19 protein-coding genes are annotated in these 21,023 nt (G+C 72.7%); 10 read left to right on the top strand and 9 right to left on the bottom strand.

What is annotated here, in order from left to right; genetic code table 11:
- Window positions 1-77: 77 nt before the first annotated feature.
- The 3 genes from P1K89_RS17710 (at window position 78) to P1K89_RS17700 (ending at window position 4,150) form a co-directional block, all read left to right on the top strand.
- Window positions 78-749 carry a GntR family transcriptional regulator gene (locus P1K89_RS17710; protein ID WP_284617807.1) on the top strand — a complete coding sequence of 224 codons (672 nt, stop codon included), beginning with the start codon at window positions 78-80 and terminating at the stop codon, window positions 747-749.
- A 53-nt stretch (window positions 750-802) separates the two neighbouring features.
- Window positions 803-2,248, top strand: a complete 1,446-nt coding sequence (locus tag P1K89_RS17705) for an NAD-dependent succinate-semialdehyde dehydrogenase (RefSeq protein WP_284617806.1) — start codon at window positions 803-805, stop codon at window positions 2,246-2,248.
- Window positions 2,249-2,383: 135 nt separating this feature from the next.
- On the top strand, window positions 2,384-4,150 hold the full coding sequence (locus P1K89_RS17700) for a serine/threonine-protein kinase (protein WP_284617805.1): 1,767 nt from the start codon (window positions 2,384-2,386) through the stop codon (window positions 4,148-4,150).
- A gap of 19 nt (window positions 4,151-4,169) precedes the next feature.
- Here the strand turns inward: P1K89_RS17700 and P1K89_RS17695 are convergent, their stop codons facing one another.
- Window positions 4,170-5,252, bottom strand: a complete 1,083-nt coding sequence (locus P1K89_RS17695) for an MBL fold metallo-hydrolase (RefSeq protein WP_284617804.1) — start codon at window positions 5,250-5,252, stop codon at window positions 4,170-4,172.
- Between the two features lie 157 nt (window positions 5,253-5,409).
- Here P1K89_RS17695 and P1K89_RS17690 point away from each other — a divergent pair, with 157 nt between their 5' ends.
- From P1K89_RS17690 to P1K89_RS17665, 6 genes are all read left to right on the top strand, one after another.
- The gene (locus P1K89_RS17690) at window positions 5,410-6,249 is read left to right on the top strand and encodes a MipA/OmpV family protein (RefSeq protein ID WP_284617803.1); all 840 of its coding nucleotides are present in this window, start codon (window positions 5,410-5,412) and stop codon (window positions 6,247-6,249) included.
- Between the two features lie 188 nt (window positions 6,250-6,437).
- Window positions 6,438-7,451, top strand: a complete 1,014-nt coding sequence (locus P1K89_RS17685) for an ABC transporter substrate-binding protein (RefSeq protein ID WP_284617802.1) — start codon at window positions 6,438-6,440, stop codon at window positions 7,449-7,451.
- Entirely contained in the window at window positions 7,451-8,050 is a 600-nt protein-coding gene (locus P1K89_RS17680; protein ID WP_284617801.1) for an SCO family protein, read from the top strand. Before P1K89_RS17685 ends, P1K89_RS17680 begins: the two co-directional genes overlap by 1 nt.
- A gap of 79 nt (window positions 8,051-8,129) precedes the next feature.
- A complete protein-coding gene (locus P1K89_RS17675) occupies window positions 8,130-8,639 on the top strand; it encodes a cupredoxin domain-containing protein (protein ID WP_284617800.1) in 510 nt (169 codons plus the stop codon).
- A complete protein-coding gene (locus tag P1K89_RS17670; protein ID WP_284617799.1) occupies window positions 8,639-9,406 on the top strand; it encodes an ABC transporter permease in 768 nt (255 codons plus the stop codon). Before P1K89_RS17675 ends, P1K89_RS17670 begins: the two co-directional genes overlap by 1 nt.
- A gap of 109 nt (window positions 9,407-9,515) precedes the next feature.
- Window positions 9,516-10,247: an ABC transporter ATP-binding protein gene (locus P1K89_RS17665; RefSeq protein ID WP_284617798.1), complete on the top strand. Its 732-nt coding sequence runs from the start codon at window positions 9,516-9,518 to the stop codon at window positions 10,245-10,247.
- Window positions 10,248-10,292: 45 nt separating this feature from the next.
- On the opposite strand, the gene P1K89_RS17660 is transcribed toward P1K89_RS17665, so the two are convergent.
- The 3 genes from P1K89_RS17660 to P1K89_RS17650 all read right to left on the bottom strand — a co-directional run bounded on the left by P1K89_RS17660 (window position 10,293) and on the right by P1K89_RS17650 (window position 12,872).
- Window positions 10,293-10,910, bottom strand: coding sequence for a hypothetical protein (locus P1K89_RS17660; RefSeq protein ID WP_284617797.1), 618 nt, complete (start codon window positions 10,908-10,910; stop codon window positions 10,293-10,295).
- A gap of 174 nt (window positions 10,911-11,084) precedes the next feature.
- Entirely contained in the window at window positions 11,085-12,239 is a 1,155-nt protein-coding gene (locus P1K89_RS17655; RefSeq protein ID WP_284617796.1) for a DUF1615 domain-containing protein, read from the bottom strand.
- A gap of 48 nt (window positions 12,240-12,287) precedes the next feature.
- Window positions 12,288-12,872, bottom strand: a complete 585-nt coding sequence (locus P1K89_RS17650) for a hypothetical protein (RefSeq protein WP_284617795.1) — start codon at window positions 12,870-12,872, stop codon at window positions 12,288-12,290.
- Window positions 12,873-13,028: 156 nt separating this feature from the next.
- Between P1K89_RS17650 and P1K89_RS17645 the strand changes: the two genes are divergently transcribed.
- Window positions 13,029-13,745 (top strand): glutathione S-transferase N-terminal domain-containing protein, encoded by a 717-nt coding sequence (locus tag P1K89_RS17645; protein ID WP_284617794.1) that lies wholly within the window; start codon window positions 13,029-13,031, stop codon window positions 13,743-13,745.
- Between the two features lie 57 nt (window positions 13,746-13,802).
- Here P1K89_RS17645 and P1K89_RS17640 read toward each other — a convergent pair whose 3' ends face one another.
- The 5 genes from P1K89_RS17640 to P1K89_RS17620 form a co-directional block, all read right to left on the bottom strand.
- Window positions 13,803-16,796, bottom strand: a complete 2,994-nt coding sequence (locus P1K89_RS17640) for a PEP-CTERM sorting domain-containing protein (protein ID WP_284617793.1) — start codon at window positions 16,794-16,796, stop codon at window positions 13,803-13,805.
- A gap of 115 nt (window positions 16,797-16,911) precedes the next feature.
- On the bottom strand, window positions 16,912-17,832 hold the full coding sequence (locus tag P1K89_RS17635) for an alpha/beta fold hydrolase (protein WP_284617792.1): 921 nt from the start codon (window positions 17,830-17,832) through the stop codon (window positions 16,912-16,914).
- Window positions 17,833-17,950: 118 nt separating this feature from the next.
- Complete coding sequence (locus P1K89_RS17630) at window positions 17,951-18,799, bottom strand: toll/interleukin-1 receptor domain-containing protein (protein ID WP_284617791.1); 849 nt, start codon at window positions 18,797-18,799, stop codon at window positions 17,951-17,953.
- A 19-nt stretch (window positions 18,800-18,818) separates the two neighbouring features.
- A complete protein-coding gene (locus tag P1K89_RS17625) occupies window positions 18,819-19,427 on the bottom strand; it encodes a hypothetical protein (RefSeq protein WP_284617790.1) in 609 nt (202 codons plus the stop codon).
- Between the two features lie 129 nt (window positions 19,428-19,556).
- The gene (locus tag P1K89_RS17620; RefSeq protein WP_284617789.1) at window positions 19,557-20,966 is read right to left on the bottom strand and encodes an MFS transporter; all 1,410 of its coding nucleotides are present in this window, start codon (window positions 20,964-20,966) and stop codon (window positions 19,557-19,559) included.
- Window positions 20,967-21,023 lie beyond the last annotated feature (57 nt).

The raw sequence follows: 21,023 nt of genomic DNA, 5'->3' as shown, positions 1-21,023 counted from the left end.
CCATGCTAGCATCCGTTGCAAGCGCGATGCCAGAGTCAATTGCGCAGGGTTTGCCCGAACTTCCGAAGAGAACCGACGTGATCCCGAAGAAGAAACCGATCGCGGCGCCTGCGCCCAGGCGCCGCGACGCCGACGTCGCCTACGACGCCATCGAGTCGCTGATCTCGACGATGGCGCTGACACCCGGCAGCCCGATCGTCGAAGGCGAGCTCGCCGAGCGCATCGGGCTCGGCCGCACGCCGGTGCGCGAGGCGCTGATGCGGCTGATGTCGGTCGGCCTGATCGTGCAGCAGCCGCGGCGCGGGCTGCTGGTCTCGCCGATCGACCTGGCCAACCACCTCGACGTGATCGCCACCCGGCGCGCGCTGGAACGCGTGATCGCCGCCTGCTCGGCACGGCGAGCCAGCATGGCCGAGCGCGAGCAGTTCGTCGTCTGCGCCGACCGCATGCTCGCGGCGGCGAAGCGCGACGACCTGAACCGCTACATGCAGGCCGACCACGAGCTCGACCTCGTCAACCATGCGGCCTGCCGCAATACCTCGGCCGTCACCGCGGTCGTGCCGCTGGTGATCCAGTGCCGGCGCTTCTGGTATGCCTACCAGCATGCCGGCGAGATCAAGGAGGGCGCGCGCTGCCATGCGCTGCTGGCGCGCGGCATCGCCACCGGCAGCGAAGCCGACGCCATCCAGGGCGCCGACGCGCTGCTCGACTACCTCGAAGCCTTCACCCGCCGGGTCATCAACAATTGAGCATCGCGGCGCCCCATGCGGCCCGCGTCATCCACCCCCTGCCCCCTCTCCCCATGATCACTCCTGCCTATCCCTCGACCCAACTGCTGATCGCCAACCAGTGGTGCGATGCCGCCGACGGCCGCACGCTGCCGGTGGTGAACCCCGCCAGCGGTGCCGAGATCGGCCGCCTGGCGCGCGCCGGCACCGCCGACCTCGACCGCGCGCTGGCGGCGGCGCAGAAGGGCTTCGAGACCTGGCGCGCGACCCCGGCGATCGAACGCGCGAAGCTGATGCGCGCGGCCGCCACGCTGCTGCGCGAGCGCGCCGGCGAGATCGCCGCGCTGATGACGCAGGAGCAGGGCAAGCCGCTGGCGGAAGCGAAGGTCGAGACGCTGTCCGCCGCCGACATCATCGAGTGGTTCGCCGACGAAGGCCGGCGGGTCTACGGCCGCATCGTGCCGCCGCGCAGCCTGAACGTGCAGGCCCAGGTGCTGAAGGAGCCGGTGGGCCCGGTGGCGGCCTTCACGCCGTGGAACTTCCCGATCAACCAGGTGGTGCGCAAGCTCAGTGCCGCGCTGACCACCGGCTGCTCGATCCTGATCAAGGCGCCGGAGGAAACGCCGGCGTCGCCGGCCGCGCTGGTCAAGGCCTTCGTCGATGCCGGCGTGCCGGCCGGCGTGATCGGGCTGGTTTACGGCGACCCGGCCGAGATCTCGTCCTACCTGATCGCGCACCCGGTGATCCGCAAGATCACCTTCACCGGCAGCACGCCGGTGGGCAAGCAGCTGGCGGCGCTGGCCGGCCAGCACATGAAGCGGGTGACGATGGAGCTCGGCGGCCACGCGCCGGTGATCGTCGCCGAGGACGCCGACATCGGCCGCGCGGTGAAGGCCGCCGGCGCGGCCAAGTTCCGCAACGCCGGCCAGGTGTGCATCGCGCCGACGCGCTTCCTCGTGCACGACTCGATCCGCGAGGAGTTCGTGCGTCAGCTGGTGGCGCACACCCGCTCGCTGAAGGTCGGCGACGGCCTGGCCGAGGGCATCACGATGGGGCCGCTGGCGAACCCGCGGCGCCTGGTCGCGATGCAGGCACTGACCGAAGACGCGCTGCGCCACGGCGCGACGCTGGCCGCGGGCGGCGAGCGCATCGGCTCGACGGGCAATTTCTACGCGCCCACCGTGCTCACCGACGTGCCGCTGTCCGCCCGGGTGTTCAACGACGAGCCCTTCGGCCCGATGGCCGCGGTGCGCGGCTTCCAGACGCTGGACGAGGCGATCGCCGAGAGCAACCGGCTGCCGTACGGCCTGGCGGGTTACGCCTACAGCCAGTCGATCAAGACCATCCACCAGCTGTCGCAGCGGCTGGAGGTCGGCATGCTGTGGATCAACCAGCCGGCGCTGCCGGTGCCCGAGCTGCCCTTCGGCGGCGTCAAGGATTCGGGCTACGGCAGCGAGGGTGGCCCGGAGGCGCTGGAGGCCTACCTGGTCACCAAGACGGTGGCGATCACCTGCGACTGAAAACCCCGCCGCCCTTTTTATCGCAAGCGAAGGTAAGCCGCGGCGGCCCGCCCGGGGCGGCGTCGCACTACATCGGCTAACAGGCCGCTCGGCCTGCACGCTAGCGTGCTGCATCTGTCGACTTGCGGCCGCTCGATGAACGCTCCCGATCCGCTGCCTCCGATGGCCGATGGTGCGGTCCCGCCCGGCCATCGGCTGGGTCATTTCGAAGTGCGCGGCACGCTTGCCGCGGACGAGAACGACGTGGTGTACCGCGCCTGGGACCTGGAGCTCGGGATCCCGGTGGCCATCAAGGAGTACCTGCCGCGGCGCCTGATCCGGCGCACGCCGGGCTTTGGCGTCGAAGCGCTGGACGTGGGCGCCGGTGTCGCGTTCGAGGCCGGCCGCGACGCCTTCGTCGACGAAGCGCGGCAGCTGGCGCGCTGCGACGACGGTTCCCTGCTGCGCGTGCGCCACCTGCTGCGCGCGCACGGCACGGTGTACCGCGTGATGCCGCTGTACGCCGGCTGGCCGCTGCTGGAGCTGCGCCACGAGATGGACGCGCCGCCGGACGAGCCGGCGCTGCGCCGGCTGCTGCTGGAGCTGCTGGACGCGCTGTCGTCCTGGCATCGCGTGGCCGGCGCGCATGGTGGCGTGAACCCGGCCCGCATCCTGCTGCTCGATGACGACCGCGCGCTGCTGCTGGGGCCGCGCGGGGTCCGGCCGGACCCCACCGGTGGCGCGCCCAAGCCACCCGTTCCTGCGCTGCCCGAGCGCTTCATGGCGCCGGAGATGCGCGTGCCGTCGGCCGCGGCGCCGAGCGGCCCCTGGTCCGATTTCTACTCGCTGGCCCAGGTCGCCAGGTTCTGCATCACCGGGCTGCTGCCGTCGGTGCCGGGTGCCTCGCCGGTCGAACCGCTGGCGCAGATCGTGCAACGGCGGGCGGCCGACGCGCCCCCGGTGCGCTACGACGAGGCCCTGCTGCGCGCGCTCGACGCGGCGGCTTCGCCGGACATCGCCCGCCGTCCGCGCACGGTCGGCGAGTTCAGGGAGTGGCTGCTGCACGGGCCGCCCCGCGAGCCCATGGAGGCGCTCGAACCGGCCGCGGCCCCGGCGCCCGCGGCGCCGCCGGTTGCGTTCGCGGCCGCGGCCGTGGCTGTGCCGCCGGCGAACGAAGCCGCGCCGGAGACGGCCACGATCGACCTGATCCGGCGCGCGGTCGACGCCGTCGCGGAACGCGCCGAGTCAGCGCCGCGGCCCGCGGCCCCCGTGCCCGCGCCGGCGGAGCGGCCGGTGCAGGCCGATCCGCGGCCGATGCCGGCGCCGGCGACATGGTCGCGGCGACCGTCCCGGCGCCCGTGGTGGCTGGCCTTGGCCACGCTGCTGCTGGCGGCCGTCGGCTATGGCGCGGCGGACGAAGGCTGGTGGATGATCTGGCGCGTCGAGCAGCAAGCCGCGGGGCCGGCGGCCGCGCTGGTCGGCGCCGCGCCACCGGCCGAGGTTTCCGCGGCGGCCTTGCCGGCCCCGGTCATGACGTCCGAAGTGAACGGCCAGCAGAGCGCCGCCGCCGCAACGTCGACGACCACGCCGCCCGACGCACGCGCCGAGGGCGCCCCGGCCGCGGGGCCGGTCGACGCGGCCGCGTCCACGCCGGCCGCCGAAGCGCCGGCCGCAGGGCCGACACCGGCCGCCGACGCGCCCGCCGCAGCGCCGACACCGGCCGCTGCCGCGGCGCCCGACCCCGTGCCCGCTTCGCCACCGGTGAAGCAGCCCGTGCGCAGCGCCGCGGACAGCCCGCGGCAGGTCTGCGGCGAGCGCACGCCGTTCTCGCTCTATCGGTGCATGCAGCAGCAATGCGCTTCCGCGGCGTGGAAGCGGCATCCGCAATGCGTGCAGCTCAGCGCCGACGACCGCGTCGACTGATCGCCGCGCCGCGCCCGGTTCACCGCGGGCCGGTTCCGCGCGGCGGCAGCGAGCGCGTCTCGCCGATCGCCATCAGCCAGCACTGGTCCTCGGACAGCCCACGTTCCTCGCGCAAGGCCTTCAGCACGCGCGGCGGCTCGTCGAGCGCTTCGTCGCTGAGCGCGAAGGTGCCGCAGTGCACGCCGAGCATGCGCTTGGCGCCGACGTCGGCGCAGACCTTCAGCGCCTCGTCGACGTCGACGTGCTGCGCCGACATGAACCAGCGTGGCGCGTAGGCGCCGATCGGCATCAGCGCGATGTCGAACCCGCCGCCGGCCGCCTCGTGCTGGCGCGGCGCGAAGTGCTCGCGCACGCGGACGAACTCGCGCGAGTAGCCGGTGTCGCCGGGGTAGAAGAGGTGGCAGTCACGGGCCAGCACCGCGTAGCCGCCCCACAGCGTCAGCTGGCGGTCGTTGATGCCCCGCGCGGACCAGTGCTGAGCCGGCAGCAGCACGACCTCGGCCCCGGTGCCGGCGCCGTGATCGACCGACACCGACTGCCACCAGTCGAGCTCGGCCACGCGGGTGATGCCCCGCGCCGCCAGCCAGCGCTTCAGGCCCAGCGGCACGACGAACAGCGGCGGTCCACCCGCCTGCGCGGCCAGCGCGCGGACCGACGCATCGTCGAGATGGTCGTAGTGGTTGTGCGAGATCAGCACCACGTCGACATGCGGCAGCTCGTGCGGCGCCAGCCCGGGCGCCTGGTGCCGCTTCGGCCCGACGCCGGGCAGCGGCGACGCGCGCTCCGAGAAGATCGGGTCGGTCAGCAGGCTGAGGCCGCCCAGCTGGGCCAGCACCGTCGCGTGGCCGGCCCAGGTGATGCTGGGGCCATGGCCCGCCGGATCATGGGCATGGCGCGCCGCATAGCCATGCAGCCTGGCCAGATCGGGCCGGGCGGTGGGAATGGGGTCGCTGGGCGGCCGCGGCAAGCCGTCGCGGCGGGCCTCCAGACGCCAGCGCAGCACCTGCGCCAGCGACTTGCTCACCTCGTCGCCGCCCGGGTTGCGGAAGCCGTCGGGCCGGTGATGCGGCTTGGCCGGGTTGTAGAACGGGTTGCGGGGCATGGGCGGTCCGATGTCGAGGCGACAGCGCATTTCACCGCAGGCCGGCGGGCAGTGCCCGCGCCGCCGGCTTCCCGTCGAGCGGTCGGATGCGCTTAAGCGGACCTTAACCGCCGGCCCCAACACTGGGCCGCTGCGGCGATGCCGTGTGGAGAGCCCCGTGGACCATGCCCTTGCAAACCGCCGCCTGGCCGCTGCCGGGCTGTTCGTCGCGCTGGGTCTGCTGCCGGGCGCTCGGGCGGTCGCGCAGGCGCTCGGCAACGCTTCCGAATCACGCTGGCTCCTGGGCGCCGCCATGGTCGGGACGCCGGAGTACCCCGGTTCGGACCGGCAGGTGCTGAAGACCCGCCCGCTGCTGGCCGCTCGTTTCGGACGTTGGCGCTTCAGCACCGGCGGCGCAGGGGCGCTGCTGGACTTCGGCGGCGCGGCCGCGGGACCCGGCGCCTCCGCCGAGCTGATCGAGACCGACCGCCTGCGCCTCGGACTGTCGTTGCGGGTCGACTCGGGCCGCCGCGCCGCCAGCTCGGACTACCTGCGGGGACTGCCGGACGTGGAGCGCACGCTGCGCGGGCGCCTGTACGCTGCCTACAAGCTGGGGACGCAGTGGAGCGCCGGGGCCAGCGTGTCGCAAGACCTGCTGGGGCGCGACGGCGGCGCCGTCGCGAGCCTGGGCCTCGGTTACACGCTGCGCCTGAGTCCGCGCACCGAGCTGTCGGCCGGTGCCGGCGTCGACTTCGGCGACGCGCGCCACCTGCGCAGCTACTACGGCATCACGCCGCAACAATCGGCCGCCGTCGGGCTGCCGTCGTTCATGCCGGGCGCCGGCGGCAAGGACGTGCATGCCGGCGGGGTCTTCACGACCGCGCTCGACGCCGACTGGGTGATGTTCGTCGGCGGTGGCAGCTCGCGCCTGATCGGCGACGCCGCGCTCAGCCCGCTGGCGAGGTCGACCCGGGCCTGGGGCCTGAGCGCGGGCCTCGCTTTCCGCTGCTGCCGCTGACCGGGCGGCCGGCCCCTGTTCTGGGTGATCGCGCAGGCGAATGGACGGTAAGTCGGGCCAGCCATGTAGTCGACATAAGAAATATTGCTCATGTTCTGAAAGCGCGTTCATGGGGAGGACCCGGCCCCGGCCGGGCAGTGCGATGGCCGACAATCCGGCCCTGGCGCCACCGACCACCGCCGTTTCCCGTGACCCTGCTTCCACCGTCTTCGCTTTCCCGCCGCCGCCTGCTGCAGGCCGGTGCCATCGCGGCCGCCGGCCCGGCCCTCGGCGCGTCCGCCTTCGCGGCCAACGCGCCCCTGCAGGTCGGCGGGCTGCCGGTCACCTGCAACCTGACGCTGCCGGTGGCCTGCATGGCCAAGGCCGCCGCGGGCGGGCCGCTGTTCGAGTTCAGCAAGTACAACGGCTGGCCGGAGATCAAGGAATCGCTGATGGCCGGCCGCATCCAGGCCGCCTACATGCTGGCGCCGCTGGTGATGGACCTCGCGGACAAGAAGATCCCGGTGAAGATCGTCTCGCTCGGCCACCGCTCGGGGGCGGTGATCATGGTGCGCACCGACTCGACGATCCAGAAGTTCCGCGACCTCGCGGGCAAGCGCATCGCGATCCCCAGCCGCTTCGCGGTCGACTTCCTGTTCCTGCGCAAGATGCTCTCGCGCGAGAACATGACGCCCAAGGACATCGTCATCGTCGAGATGGCGCCGCCGGACATGCCGGCCGCGCTGTACGCCAAGGCGGTCGACGCCTACTGCACCGGCGAGCCCTTCGGCGCGGCCGCTCAGCGTGCGGGTTATGCACGCCCGTTGCGCATGACGCGCGACGAGTGGCGCAACTACATCTGCTGCGTGCTGACGGTGCGCGAGGAGCTGATCGCCAAGGACCGGCCGCTGGTGCAGGAGCTGGTGAACTACGTGCAGGGCGCCGGCATCTGGCTCGACCAGAAGCAGGACAACCGCAACAAGGCGGTGACCATCGCCGCCGGCCGCAAGTTCTTCAACCAGGACCCGAACATCATCCGCTTCGTGATGGAGAACCCGACCGACCGCGTCACCTACGGCGACCTGCGTATGATCCGCAGCGAATTCGAGGAACTGATGCAGCTGTCGATCGAGGCCGGCACGCTGAAAAGCCCGGTGGCCTACGAGAAGTACATGGACGAGAGCTTCGTGAAGGCCGCGCGCGCGGCAGCGATCAACCTGTGATGCGCCGCCGACTGCTCGCCGCGGCCCTGTTCGCCGCATGCTTCGCCGCACCGTTCGCGCCGACGGGCGTGCGCGCCGCGCCGGCGCCGACGCTGAAGGCCGGCGTCTTCGAGCCCGCCGCGCCCGCACCCGCCTTCGCGCTGCGCGGCTCCGACGGCAGCGCCGACCTCGGCCCCGCGCGCTTCAAGGGCAAGGTGCTGGTGATGTCCTTCGGCTTCACGAACTGCGCCGCGGTCTGCCCGACGACGCTGGCCACCTTGGCCGAGGCCCGCCGCGCGCTCGGCCCGGCCGGTTCGGACGTGCAGGTGATGTTCGTCACCGTCGACCCCGAGCGCGACGATCCGAAGACGATGAAGGCCTACGTGCAGGCCTTCGATGCCGGCTTCGTCGGCGCCACCGGCACGCCCGAGGGGCTGGCCGAGGTGCGCAAGCGCTACGGCGTCAGCGCGACGAAGGTGCCGATGGGCGCCGGTTACGCGGTCGACCACACCTCGTCGGTCTACCTCATCGACCGCGCCGGCAGGTTGCGCGCGATGATGCCCTACGGCCGAAGCGCGAAGGACTACGTGCACGACCTGCGCATCCTGCTGGGGCAGTGAGCACCGCCCGGCCGCTCCGAAGGTGCTCGCTCCCCCTCGGGGGGACGGGCCGCAGGCCCAAGGGGGCCCTGTGAGGATCATGGGCCTGTCGTCGCGGCGCCTCGCGCTGCTGCTGCTCGTCGTCGTCGCGCTCGTCGGCGGCACGCTCGGCTGGGCCGCGCTGGCGCCGATCGCGCTCGACGACCGCGACGAACCCTTCGAGATCCCGAAGGGCACGTGGGCGCGGCGCATGGCCGGCGACAAGGTGGAGATCCTGCCCGACACGATCCGCCTGACCCTGGGCCTGAACGACGTGCTGCTGCTGCGCAACCGCGACGAGGTGCCGCAGGTCTTCGGCCCGGTGCTGATCATGCCCGGGCAGAGCTTCCGGCTGCCATTCGAGACCGCGTCGACCTACAGCTTCGCCTGCACCGCGCATGCCAGCGGGCAGATGAGCGTGATCGTCGATCCGGCGCCGGAGTCAGGCTGGCCGCGGCTGCAATGGCGCGCGCAGCGCCTGGAGCGCCGCTGGCAGGCCTGGATCGCACGCGGCAGCGAACCGACGCTGAACCTCGTGCGGATGAAAGACAAAGGAGATCCTTCTCAGTGATGGACCTGACAGAACGCGTGCGGCGCATCGTGCCGCCGCTGATCGTGATGGCGATCGTGATCGCCGTGTGGTGGGGGGTGGTCGTGCGCACCGAGAGCGCGATCTTCCCGACGCCCTGGCAGGTGGTGACCGGCGCGGCCGAGCTGGTCGAGGACGGCACGCTGTGGGAGCACATCGGCGCGTCGCTGACCCGCGTCGGCATCGGCTTCGGCCTGGCGCTGCTGGTCGCCGTGCCGCTGGGGCTGTGGATGGGCTGGGTCGGCGGTGCTTACCGCACCTTCAACCCGATCTTCCAGATGCTGCGGCCGATCTCGCCGATCGCGTGGATCCCGATCGCGATCCTGTGGTTCGGCGTCGGCGACGTCTCGCCGGTGTTCCTGATCTTCATCTCGTCGGTGTTCCCGATGATCGTGCAAACCACCGCCGGCGTGCACACCATCGAGCGCCGCTACCTGCGCGCGGCGGCGAACTTCGGCGTCTCGCGTTCGGTGCTGTTCCGCCAGGTGGTGATCCCGGCGGTGCTGCCGGAGATCATCGTCGGCATGCGCATCGGCATCGGCGTCGCGTGGCTGGTGGTCGTCGCGGCCGAGATGATCGCGCTGCGCTCGGGCCTGGGCTACCTGATCATGGACTCGCGCAACGCCGGCAACCGCTACGACCTGGTGATCGCGAGCATGGTCATCATCGGCGCCATCGGCCTGCTGCTGGATACCGGCACGCGCCTGCTCGAGCGACTGAAGACCGTGAGGTGGCGCTATGTCCGCTGAAATGACCACCCCCGGAGCGCCTGCGGCGCTGCCCCCTCGAGGGGGCGCCGCCAGCGGCCCGGCTTCAGCCGTTCCGCGGCGGCCGCTTGAGCAATCCCCCAAGATCGACGTGCGCTCGCTGCGCAAGGCCTTCGCCACCGCGAAAGGCCCGCTGCCGGTCGTCGACGGCGTCGACTTCTCGATCGCCGACGGCGAGTTCGTCGCCATCGTCGGCCCGTCGGGCTGCGGCAAGTCGACCCTGATGAACATCGTCGCCGGCTTCGAGCGGCCCGATGCCGGCGAGGTGCTGGTCGACAACGAACCGCTGCGGCGGCCGGGGCCGAAGGGCATCGTGATCTCGCAGCACGGCTCGGTGTTCCCGTGGCTGACGGTGCAGCAGAACCTGATGTTCGGCCTCAACGGCCTCACGCACGGCGACCCGGCGGCGCAGGCCGCGCTGGCGGACCACTATGCGGCGATGGTCGGCCTGAAGGGCTTCGAGCAGGCCTACCCGCACGAGCTGTCAGGCGGCATGCTCAAGCGCGCCGAGATCGCCCGCGCGCTGGTCGTCAAGCCCGACATCCTGTACATGGACGAGCCGTTCTCGGCGCTCGATGCGCTGATGAACCTGCGCATGCGCAACGAGCTGCTGCGCGTGCTGTCCGAGGAGCGACACACGGTGCTGCTGATCACGCACGACGTCGAGGAGGCAATCTACCTCGCCGACCGCATCCTCGTGCTGTCGCCGCGGCCGGCGACGATCCAGGCCCGCTTCGCGGTAACGCTGCCGCACCCGCGCCGCCTCGGCAGCCCGGAGGCCCAGGCACTGCGCGAGGCGGTGCTGAAGGAGCTGGGGCTCTAACGGACGATCGCAGCGGCCAGCCTCATGCGCCGGGCGGCCCGGCCGTCAGGCCGGCTGCGCCACCAGGCTGGTGACGCCGTTGAGCAGCTGGATGCCGGCCTGCAGCACCGGGCCGGCGAGGCCGTCGTTCATCAGCGGCTGCATCGGGCCTTCGCCGAAGTACAGGCCATCGCTGACGATGAAGTTCAGGCGCACGTGCACCTGCGGCGCCGCACCGCGCGGCTTGTCGCTGGGGCCGATGCGGTCGACCACCGCCTGCGAGGCCGCCAGCAGGCGCTCGACCGTCGGCTGCAGCAGCGCGTTGCGGCCTTCGACGATCGTCGAGTGGCCGGTGTTGTGGATGAAGCGCACGCTGCCGTCGCGGAACGCGGCCAGCGTGTCCTGGCGGCCGCCCTGCATCGGCACCTCGAGCACCACGCCAAGCAGCTCGCGCGCCGGCACGCGCTGGCCCAGCGCCTGCAGGCGGCGGTACGCCATCGCGGCGACGCGGGCCTCGGTGTCCGGCGCGGCGGCCAGCGCACGCAGCGCCTGCACGTCGGCCGGCTGCGCCGTCAGCGTGCGCGCCCAGGCGGCGGTCGCGCCGGAGGTCAGCAGCGACAGGTCGTCGCAGAACAGGCCGTTGTAGAGGAAGTCGAGCGCGGAATCCTGGTAGGGCGTGTGCATCGCGGGCTTTCGTCGGCCGGTGGCCGCAAGGTGAGGTGTGAAGGCCTCATGCTCGCGGGGCGGCGTTTCGGACGCGCTTCCGGGGTCGTCGCAATCGTTGCAGCCGGATCGCAGGCGCGGCCCGGACCGCTCGACCAGGACCGCTCGATCAGGACCGCCCGTTCAGCGGCTCGATCAGGACGGCTCGGCCGCCATGCGCGTCATGCAGCGCTGCTGGCGCTCGTCGACGCGGTGCGCGAACCATTCGGTCGTCAGTGGCCGCGTGATCTTGGGGCTCTTCAGCGCGATGCGCGGGATCACCGCCCGCGGCAGGCGGCGGCCAGTGGCGCTGTCGGCCAGCTCGAAGACGCCGCGGTAGAAGGCGGTGTCTTCCAGCGCCCGCGAGTCGCCCTGCTCGAGCGCGCGCCGGATCGCGCCGTCGCCCAGGCCCAGCCGGCGGCCGAGGGTGCGCGCCGCCAGCTCGGTCGCGCCGGGCTTGTCCGTATCGCGGCCGGGGGCGACGAGGTCGCCGTCGAGCGCCAGCGGAATGCCCGATGCGGCGCTGATCGCGGCCTGCAGCGCGGCATTGCGGCTGGCCAGGTGGCCGGCGTTGAAGTCGGCATAACGGAAGATCAGCGCGTCGTAGGCGGCGTCGTAGTCCAGCAGGTGCGCGACGCCGAAGTACAGGCCGCCACGGCGGGTGAACACCTCGTCGCGCACGCTGCCGTCGTTCGGGTAGGGGTAGGGCCGGCGCTTCGCATGCTGCTCGGCCCAGGCGATGCTCACCTGCATCGGCCCGCCGGTGCGCACCGGGTTGTAGCGCCCGAAGAGGCGCTGGCCCATCGGGAGGCGCTCGATCAGGTCGTCGAAGATGCGGCTCAGCTCGCCCTCGGTGGTCGCCGCGTCGATGCGCTCGGCGTAGCTGCGGCCGTCGGGCGAATCCAGCTTCAGCGCGGTGCGCACGACGATCGACGGGATGCCCAGGCGCTCGGCCTTGGCATCGATCTCGCGCCAGGCGATCGTCGCCAGCCCCGGCACACGCGGGTTCACCTGGAAGCTCGATTCCTGCTCGGTGACGGCCAGTGCCGCGCACAGGTGCGCCCGCGTCAGCGGGATCTCCAGCGAAGCCAGCGCGGCAACCGTGTCGGTGGCCCAGCCGCGGCGGTCGGCCAGGCGCTCGGGCAGCGCGCGGATGGTGAGCGCACGGGCGTCGTCCGGCGTCAGCACCGGCACCGCGGGCTTCGACGGCTCGGTGGCGCAGCCGGCCAGCAGCGCGGCCGTCGACACGCCCAGCAGCGCCCCGATGCTTAGGAGGCGGCGCGCGACGGGAAGCCAGGGCAGGGCGGCCATGCCGCCATCATGCCGCGGTCGCGGCGCGCTCGGTCGGTGTTCTAAGGCTCAGGCGCTGCGGGCCGGCAGCTTGTCGAGCTCGGCCGCGCCCGGCCACTGCGTCCAGGCGCGCAGCGCGTCTTCCATCGCCACGCCGTTCGCGCCCAGCCAGGCCGAGGCCGCGGGGCCGGCCTTCGCGCCGTACTCGCGGTGCGACGCCACCAGCACCAGGCCGACGCCGTCGCGCAGCACGAAGCGTGCGAACACCGCCTCGATGAAGCGCGGGTCGCCGAGCGCGGCGGCGACGAAGTGCTCGGCCGGCTGCTGCGCCGTGCGCGGGCGCGAATCGGTGCGCAGGATGCGGCCGTGGCGCTGGTAGTTGCCGACGACGCGGTTGGCCACCTCGGCCAGCTGCTCGCCGGTGGCCGCGCCGCGGTGCACGTTGATCGTCAGCATGTCGCGCCAGGCCTGCAGGTCGGGCTGGTCGGCCGGCGTGAACTCGTGCTGGCCGTCCTTGGACCAGCGGTGCAGGTAGTCGGTGCCGCGCAGCCGCAGCGTCATCGGGCCGGCGGCCGCGGCCGGCGAGGGCGGCAGCATGGCCACGGGCGCGGCCAGCAGCGGCAGCCAGCGCAGGAAGGTTCGACGGGGAAGCATGGCGGAGCGGTCCTCGGTGCAGCGCGATGCCCACGATGCTCGCGGCGCCGCGTTGGCGGGCCGTTTCACCCGCCGTCCGGCCGCGTTTCGTTGGTTGATTTCCGAAGGCCTTGGCGCGCGCAGGGCCAAGCGCCCCGGCCCGCACAATCGGCCGCCATGACGACGACCTCCCATCCCCTCGACCGCTTCCCGATCACCCGCCAATGGCCGGCCGCCCACCCGCAACGGCTGCAGCTGTACTCGCTGCCGACGCCCAACGGCGTCAAGGTGTCCATCCTGCTGGAGGAGCTCGGGCTGCCGTACGAGCCGCACCGCATCGCCTTCGACCGCAACGAGCAGCTGTCGCCGGCGTTCCTGTCGCTGAACCCGAACAACAAGATTCCGGCGATCATCGACCCCGACGGCCCCGGCGGCCGACCGCTGGCGCTGTTCGAGTCCGGCGCGATCCTCTGGTACCTGGCGGAGAAGACCGGCCGCTTCGTGCCGGCCGATCAGATGGCGCGTTACGAGACGCTGCAGTGGGTGATGTGGCAGATGGGCGGCGTCGGGCCGATGTTCGGCCAGGTCGGCTTCTTCCACAAGTTCGCCGGCAAGGACTACGAGGACAAGCGCCCGCGCGACCGCTACGTCGCCGAATCGGCGCGGCTGCTGCGCGTGCTCGACGAGCGGCTGGAGGGCCGCGCGTGGATCATGGGCGACGAGTACACGATCGCCGACATCGCCGTGCTGCCCTGGGTGCGCAACCTGGTCGGCTTCTACGGCGCGGCCGAGCTGGTTCAGTTCGACCGCTTCAAGCAGGTCGGCCGCGTGCTGGAGGCCTTCCTGCAGCGGCCGGCGGTGCAGCGCGGGCTGACGATCCCGGCCGCGCCTTGAACTGAAAGGGCCGCGCCCTCGGAGAGGAGGCGGCCGGCGGCGCGGACGGATGCGCGTTCAGTTGTAGCGCCAGGTCGAGTCCTTGTAGCTGCCGTCGAGCATGCGGTAGCGCAGCTGGATGCTGCGGTTGCTGGTGCCGTCGGCGGTCAGCGCCTTGAAGCTCGCCCCCTGCGGCGCGATGGCCTGCGCGGTGGTGGCGCCACGCGCAACGAAGACCACCGAGTCGTTGACCACCTGGCCGCTGGCACTTGTGTAGACACCGGCCGAGGACACCGTCTCGGAGAACGGGTTGGCGCTCCATTCCAGGTTCATCGTCGTCAGCGCCTGGGCCTTCGGATCGAACGGGTCGAGATAGCCCAGCGTGGCGGGCGTCAGGTTCTCGATCCACTGCAGCGTCCACGCCGAGATCGCCTGCGTGATCGGCGTCAGCATGGTCTTGGAGTCGATGTAGCGCGGCGCGATCTCGCCGTCATAGAAGTACTCGACGCTGTAGGTGTTGCCGGCACCCAGCTGCGTGAAGTCGATGAAGTTCGTCGAGCCGATCGGGAAGCCGTAGTCCAGCGGGTGCGCCCAGGTCATGAACTGCGTGTTGTTGCCATTGCCGTTGTTCGGATTCGGACGCACGGTGGTCGCGGCGGCACCCGTCAGGCCCAGCGAACGCTGCAGCAGGAAGACGTTGCCGTCGTTCGTGAAGGTCGCGACCGCCGGATCGGTGTTGCCGTTCTTGTTCTTGATGCCCAACCAGGTCTGGTCGGTGATGAAGGCCGGGTTCGGCCGCGTCAGCACGACACCGGGCGGCGGCAGGCCCGGACCCGTGACACGCGCCGCGCGCAGGCCGATGCTGTTGGGGCCGTCCTTGTTGATGTAGATCTCGATGCCGGTGTCGAACCGGCTCAGGCCCGCGAGCTGGAACGGCGGCGTGCCGGGGTTCGGCGCGTACTGCACGCCGCGGCGCACGAACGAGCGGATCACCGCGTCGATCACCGAGCGGTTGCCATGCAGCCACCAGTCGCTGGGATGCGCGGCCGTCGCGCTGCCGGGCAGCTTGCGTGCGACCTCGACCGTGTTCAGCGCGATGCCGTTGGCATCGAGGAAGCGGAAGTTCAGCACCGCGATGTCGTTGTCGGCCGCGCTGGTGTCGTCGCGGTAGAGCATGATCTCGGGCAGCGAGAAGGTCGCGCCGGTCATCGCGCTGTCACGCAGCAGGCCATAGTGGCGCTGGCCCGCGCGGTAGCCGGAGTTGCGGTAGTCGGCATGCCAGTGGTTCTGGCACGCGGCGCCGAGCAGCGTGACCTCGGGGCCGCCGCTGGTCGCCGGGATCGACGTGTCGGTGGCCAGCACGCGCTGGTTCACCGGCACCGCGAAACAGGCCCTGAACGCATTGGCCATCATCTGCATCGTGCTGCCCAGCGCGAGTGCGCCGGCGCTCGGCGGCGGCAGCACCGCACCCGGCGCGAGACCGGCCAGCGGCACGCCCGTCGGGTTGTCGATCGTGCCGATGTGGTTGACGCCGGCCACCGAGCTGAACTTCAGCATCTCGATGACGTGGTCGGCGGTGTTGCCGGGCTGGCTCGGCGTCGCCGCGACGATCGGCGTCGTGAACGGGTCGTAGCCTGTCGGCGCACCGACCGCGGCCAGCACGCCGGCCAGCTGCGCCAGCACGTTGGCCTTGATGGTGGCGAGCTTGGCGAGGTCGATCAGCGACGGGTTGTCGAGCAGTGCCAGCGCATTGCCGTTGGGTGCCAGCTGCGACACGATCGCGTTGGTCAGCGGCGTGGCATTGGCCACCAGCGCGCTGCCCGAGGGCGGCAGGGCTTCGACGATGCTGACCATCGGCGCATAGGACCCCTGCGGATCGCCGACGACCACCAGCAGCGGCGCCACCAGGCCCGTTCGCACGGTGCAGGTGAACTGCCCGACGCCGCTGGTGTAGATCGGCGCTTCGTAGCAGGCGTTGGCCTTCGCGGTGTCGATCACCGTGACCTTGGCGTTCGCCAGCGCGGCGCCGACCGCGGCCGTGCCCTGCACCACCGGCGCGACGGCGAAGTGCCAGCTCATGCCGGCCAGCGACAACGGCTTGCTGCGGTCGTGGCGGATCGTGATGGTGTCGGCGGGCGTCGTCTTCTGGCCCGCTGGCAGCACGCCGGCGACGACGACGGGCTCGACGATCTGCGTGCCGGCACCGACGCCGACCAGCTCGACCGTCACGCCGGCCAGCGCCGCGCCGCCGTTGGCGATGCGCAGCCGGTAGTCGTACTCGTAGACCGTGCGCGTGACGCGCCGCTCGGCTTTCAGCACCAGCGCATCGACCTGCACGCCGGCCAGGCCGTTGCCCGAGCCGACGGCCAGCGCGCGCATGCGCGCCGTCTCGGCCTGCGGCGCCGCCGAGGTACCGGCGCCGCCGCCGCAGCCCGCGGTGATCAGCAGCGCGCCGGCGCCGGCCAGCGCGAGCCAGCGGCGCCGCCGGCTCAGCAGCAGCGCGACGCCACCCGCGGCCAGCATCAGCAGCCAGGTGGCCGGTTCCGGCACCGCGGCGAACTGCGTCGTGCCGGACTCGAGCACCTCGAAGCTCACCGGGTCGACGATGTCGAAGGCCTGCGCGCCGGGCGTGCCGGCGCCGGCCCAGGTGAAGCTCACCGAGAAGCCGCCGAGCGAATCGCCGGCGAGCAGGCCGCCGGCCAGCGCCAGGCTGTCGAAGAAGCCGTCGGCCGGGATGCCGCCGTCGGGCTGCACGACCAGCGAGTCCCAGCCGGCCGGCGAACCGGCGACCGCCAGATTGCTGGTCAGCGCGAGGTCGAAGTGGATCGTGAACTCGAGCAGCTCGCTCACCGAGCCATCGTTCTTGACGACGTAGTCGTAGCGCCAGTCATCGCCGCCGAGCGACGTGACTTCGTACTGGACGACCACCGCGGCCAGCGCCGGTCCGGCTGCCAGCAGGCCGAGCACGCCGCCCAGTGCACAGACCCACGCCGCCAGCGCGCGTCGCCAGCCTCCGACGAACTGCCGCGCCGCTGCCGGCGCCTTCACATGCCCCGCTCCGAACCGACCCATGGCCCACCTCCTGTAGTTGGCGGGCAAGCCTATCGATCGGGTCTGGCGCGGACATCCTGAATTTGAACGAGGCCGGTCCCCAGTTTTGGGGACGATGCCCGCGACGGGCCGCGCTTCAGGCGGCGGTCTCGCAACCGGCGCCGGCGGCCAGCGAAGCGGCCAGCGGCAGCGCCATCGCGTCGGCCACGGCGGCCGCGTGCGTGATCGGGCCGAGGTGGCCGGCGCCTGCGATCTGCTCGCGCTGCACGCAGGGCAGCAGCGTCGCCAGTCGCTCGGCCACCGCGCGCGCGCTGGCGCGCGTGGCGCTGCCGTGCAGCAGCCACACCGGCATCTGCAGACGTTGCCACAGCCGGTTGTCGGCCCGGGCGGCGAACAACGCGTCGAAGTGGCGCGGGATCGTCGGGATGCGGTGCACGATGGTGGCCTGCTGCACTTCGCTCATCGCATGCCAGGCGCCGGCGCCGCCCCAGTAGGCGACGAAGACCTGCGCCGCCGTGGCCAGCTCGCCGGCGCGCACCAGCGCGGCCACCGACCGCGCGATGTCGCGGATCTCGTCCAGCGCCGGATCGACCGGCGCGCCGGCTTCCGGCGCGAGCAGGCCGACCAGCACCGGCTCGTAGACCGTCAGCGAGCGCACGAGCTGCGGATGGCGCAGCGCGATGCGCAGCGCCACCGCCGCGCCGTAGGAATGGCCGACGAGGTGCAGGCCCTCGCGGGCGAGGCCCGGCCGCTGCGCCCGGGCCAGCGACATCACGGCGCCGGCATCGACATCCAGCGTGCTCGCGACACCGGCCGGCCACGCCGGGCTGCGGCCATGGCCGTACAGATCAGGCGTCAGCACTTCCGCGCGGTCGGCCAGCCGATCGCCCAGCGCGCGCCACTGGCCCTGGCTGCCGGTGGACGAATGCAGGCAGACCACGAGCGGCCCGTCGCCGCGGCGCTGGCAGGCCAGCGCGGGCCGGTCGTCATCGGCCGATGCGGGGGTCGTGTCGGGCAGCGGCTCGGGGCGGGCGAGGGGGGCGATCAGCGTGGACATCGGTCGGTGGCGGCAAGGCGAGGTGCAATGCCTCGCAGCATCGGCGGCCGCCGTCGCAGGCGCGTATCGCGCCGCCGGCGCGAACGCTTCGTTGGTTGCACGCGCCGCGCGCGGCGTTTCAATCGTTGCGGCCGCTCGCCATCAGCAGGGCCAGCCGGACCGCGCCGACGGCGGCCGCGGCGACCAGCGTCGCGAACAGCACGATCGAGGCGAGTTGCCAGGCCCTGGCCTGCGGTGCCAGCCCGGCATCGGCCCCCGCTGCCAGCGCCCCGGCACCGAAGATCAGCGCGACGACAAGTCCGGCCGCCAGCGTGCGCAGGTAGGGACGCGCGACGGCGCGGAACCGGCCGAGCCCGAAGCGCCGGCTGCGCACCGCGGCAAAGGCGGCCGGCGGCATCGAGAGCACGAAGGCATACGCCGCGTGCTCGAGACCGAAACCAAGCGCCGCACCGGGCGAGGTGGCGAGCGCCTGGCCGGCGCCTTGCGCCAGGCCGAAGCCGATGGCCGTCAGTCCCGACAAGGCCCCGCCCGCGGCCATGACGCGCACGGCCGGCCGCTTGGGCAGGGCCTGCGGCCCGGATGCGAGACGTCGCGCGACCTCGGTGCGCAGCGAGCGGAAGGTGTCGTCGTCGTCCGGGTCGATCCCCTGCGCCAGGGCGATGCCGTGCAGCGCACCGAAGCCCAGCGCCGGCCGCGCGCCTTCGACCAGCAGCGACAGCAGGCGGCCGCGGGACAGCGCGATGTCGGCCTCGTCGGCGACGAAGGTGGACACGCGCGAGCGCGCCGTCCACAGCACGAGCACCAGGTCCGCGGCGTCCAGCGCCTGCTGGATCTGCAGCCGGAACGGACCCGCGGTAGCCAGCTGCCGGTCCCACCACACCTCGTGCCCATCCTGCGCCAGCGCCGCCGCCAGCGCGCGCGCGAGCGGTCGGTCGTCATGCGCGTAGGAGATGAACAGCCGGGCCATCGCCTGCTCGGAAGCTTTCTCAGGCCGCCAGCGTGCGCCGCTTGCCTTCCAGCGTCAGCCGGAAGCGCTCGGTGGCCAGGCGCAGCTGCTCGTGCTGCTCGACCATCTCGTCGAGCGCCAGCAGTTCGCCGGCCGCCTCCGGCGGCGGGATCTCCGGGAAGCGCCTCAGCAGAAGCCGGCGCTGCCGCATCACCTGTCCCAGCCGCAACCGATCCTCGTCCGGAATGACGACGTCCAGCCGCGAGTCGGCCCTGCTGACGATCTCCAGCACATCGTCCGCGCCCCGTGCGATGCCTTCGACCTCGCGCTGGATCGCGCCCCACGCGTTGCGGCGTTGCTGCGGCGAATCGAAGCCGCCGGCACGCGCGCGCCGCGCGTAGCCGCGCAGGTCCTGCACGAAGACGGCCTTCGGCCCGAGCAGCCCGTCGAGCGCCTGCGCGAGTTGGGCGATCTCGTGGCGCAGGGCGGTGCGCACGTCGGCATCGAGGGCCCCGACTTCGATGCCGTCGACGCGGTAACCGGTGTCGGCGAAGAGCCTGGCGACGGCCTGCAGGTAGCGACCCATCGCGACGAGGGTGTCCTGCGCGCCCTCGGCGCGCGCCGACGACCACGCCGCGGTTCCCAGCACAGCGACACCCACCAAGGCACAACGGCGCGACGGCATGGGCAGCCCCCCGGACGATGAGCGCGAGTTTGCGCCCCGTGCGCCATGACGACAACGCGCCCGCCCTGCGCCCCGTCCTTGATTCGAGGGAGGTCAGTGCGCGCGCCGCGCCCGTGACGCCAGCCCCATGCCCACCAGCGACAGCGACGCCGCCAGCGCCAGCCCGGCGGCGAAGGCCGCCCGCGGTGCCTGCGGCTGCAGCGCGGCCAGCAGCGCACCGGCGAAGGCCAGGCCGACGGCGGAGAACAGTGAATCCGCCAGCTGCAGCGCCGACGACGCGCGGCCCTGGGCCTCGGCCGGCGCGAAGCGCAGCGCCAGCACCGACAAGGTCGGGAAGCTCAGGCCGATGCCGGTGCCGGCGATCACCCAGCCGGCCACCGTCACCGCCACCGCGGTCGCATCCGGCAGCGCCGGCAGCAGCGCCAGCACGACGACCAGCGTGCCGCCGCCCATCATGCCGAGCCCGGTGCGCAGCCGGTGCACGCAGGCCGCGTCGTCGCGGGCGCGACCCTCGCGGCCCTGCCACCAGGAGCCGGCGCTCCAGCCGAGCGCGCCGAGCGTCAGCACCAGGCCCGCCTGCACCGCCGACAGGCCGCGCTCGGTGCTCAGCAACAGCGGCAGGAAGACTTCCGCGGCGAAGAAGTTGGCCGCGACCAGCCCGCGCAGCGCGACCACCGCCGGCAGGCCGGGTGCACCGCGCAAGGTGCCCGCCGGCAGCAGTCGCGGCGCGAACAGCGCGAGGCCGGCCAGCGCCAGCGCGCCCAGCCCCAGCGTGCGCCAGGCGAGCGACTGGCCGCCGGCGTACAGCAGCGCGGCGCTGACTGCCGCGCCGACGGCGGCGACGATCTCGCGCCTGGCGGGCGCACGGGCGTCGCGCGCCGCCGGCGCCGCGGGCAGCGCGGCCAGCCCGCGCTGCAGCAGCAGCCAGGCCGGCACGGTCAGCAACGCGGCGGCCAGGAACACCCAGCGCCAGCCGAGGTGGCGCGCGATCAGCCCGGCCAGCGCCGGCCCGACGATCGCCGGCACGACCCACGCGCCGGCAAAGGCCGCGAAGATTCGCGGATGCAGCGCGGCCGGATAGTGCCGGCCGACCACCACGTACAGCGCCACCGACATCAGCCCGCCGCCGCCGCCCTGCAGCGCCCGGCCGGCCACCAGCCAGCGCATGTCCGGTGCAAAGCCGGCCAGCACGAGGCCGAGCACGAAGAGCGCGGCGCCGGCGGTCATCGGCGTGGCCGGGCCGGCGCGGTCGCACCAGTGGCCGGCCGCCACCATGCCGACGATGCCCGCAGCCACCGCGGCGCCGAAGGCCGCGGCGTAGAGGCTGCTGTCGTTCAGCGCCGCGGCGACACCGGGCATCACCGTGGCGACGGCGAGCTGCTCGAACGCGAGGATCGAGATCAGCGCCAGCATGCCGATCGACGCGGCGGCGAAGGACGGGGAGAACACGCCGGCGGGCGGGGTGGGCAAGGCGGTTTCTCGGCTCGTGAGGATGGTGCTCATGGCGATGATCGGCGACGGCGCGGTGCTTGACGGTGAACGACGATGCCGCGAAGCTTG

It is taken from the genome of Aquabacterium humicola, from assembly GCF_030167915.1.
Taxonomy (GTDB): domain Bacteria; phylum Pseudomonadota; class Gammaproteobacteria; order Burkholderiales; family Burkholderiaceae_C; genus Pseudaquabacterium; species Pseudaquabacterium humicola.
Note: the sequence above shows the minus strand (reverse complement) of the source record. Positions and strands in the feature narration are given on the sequence as shown.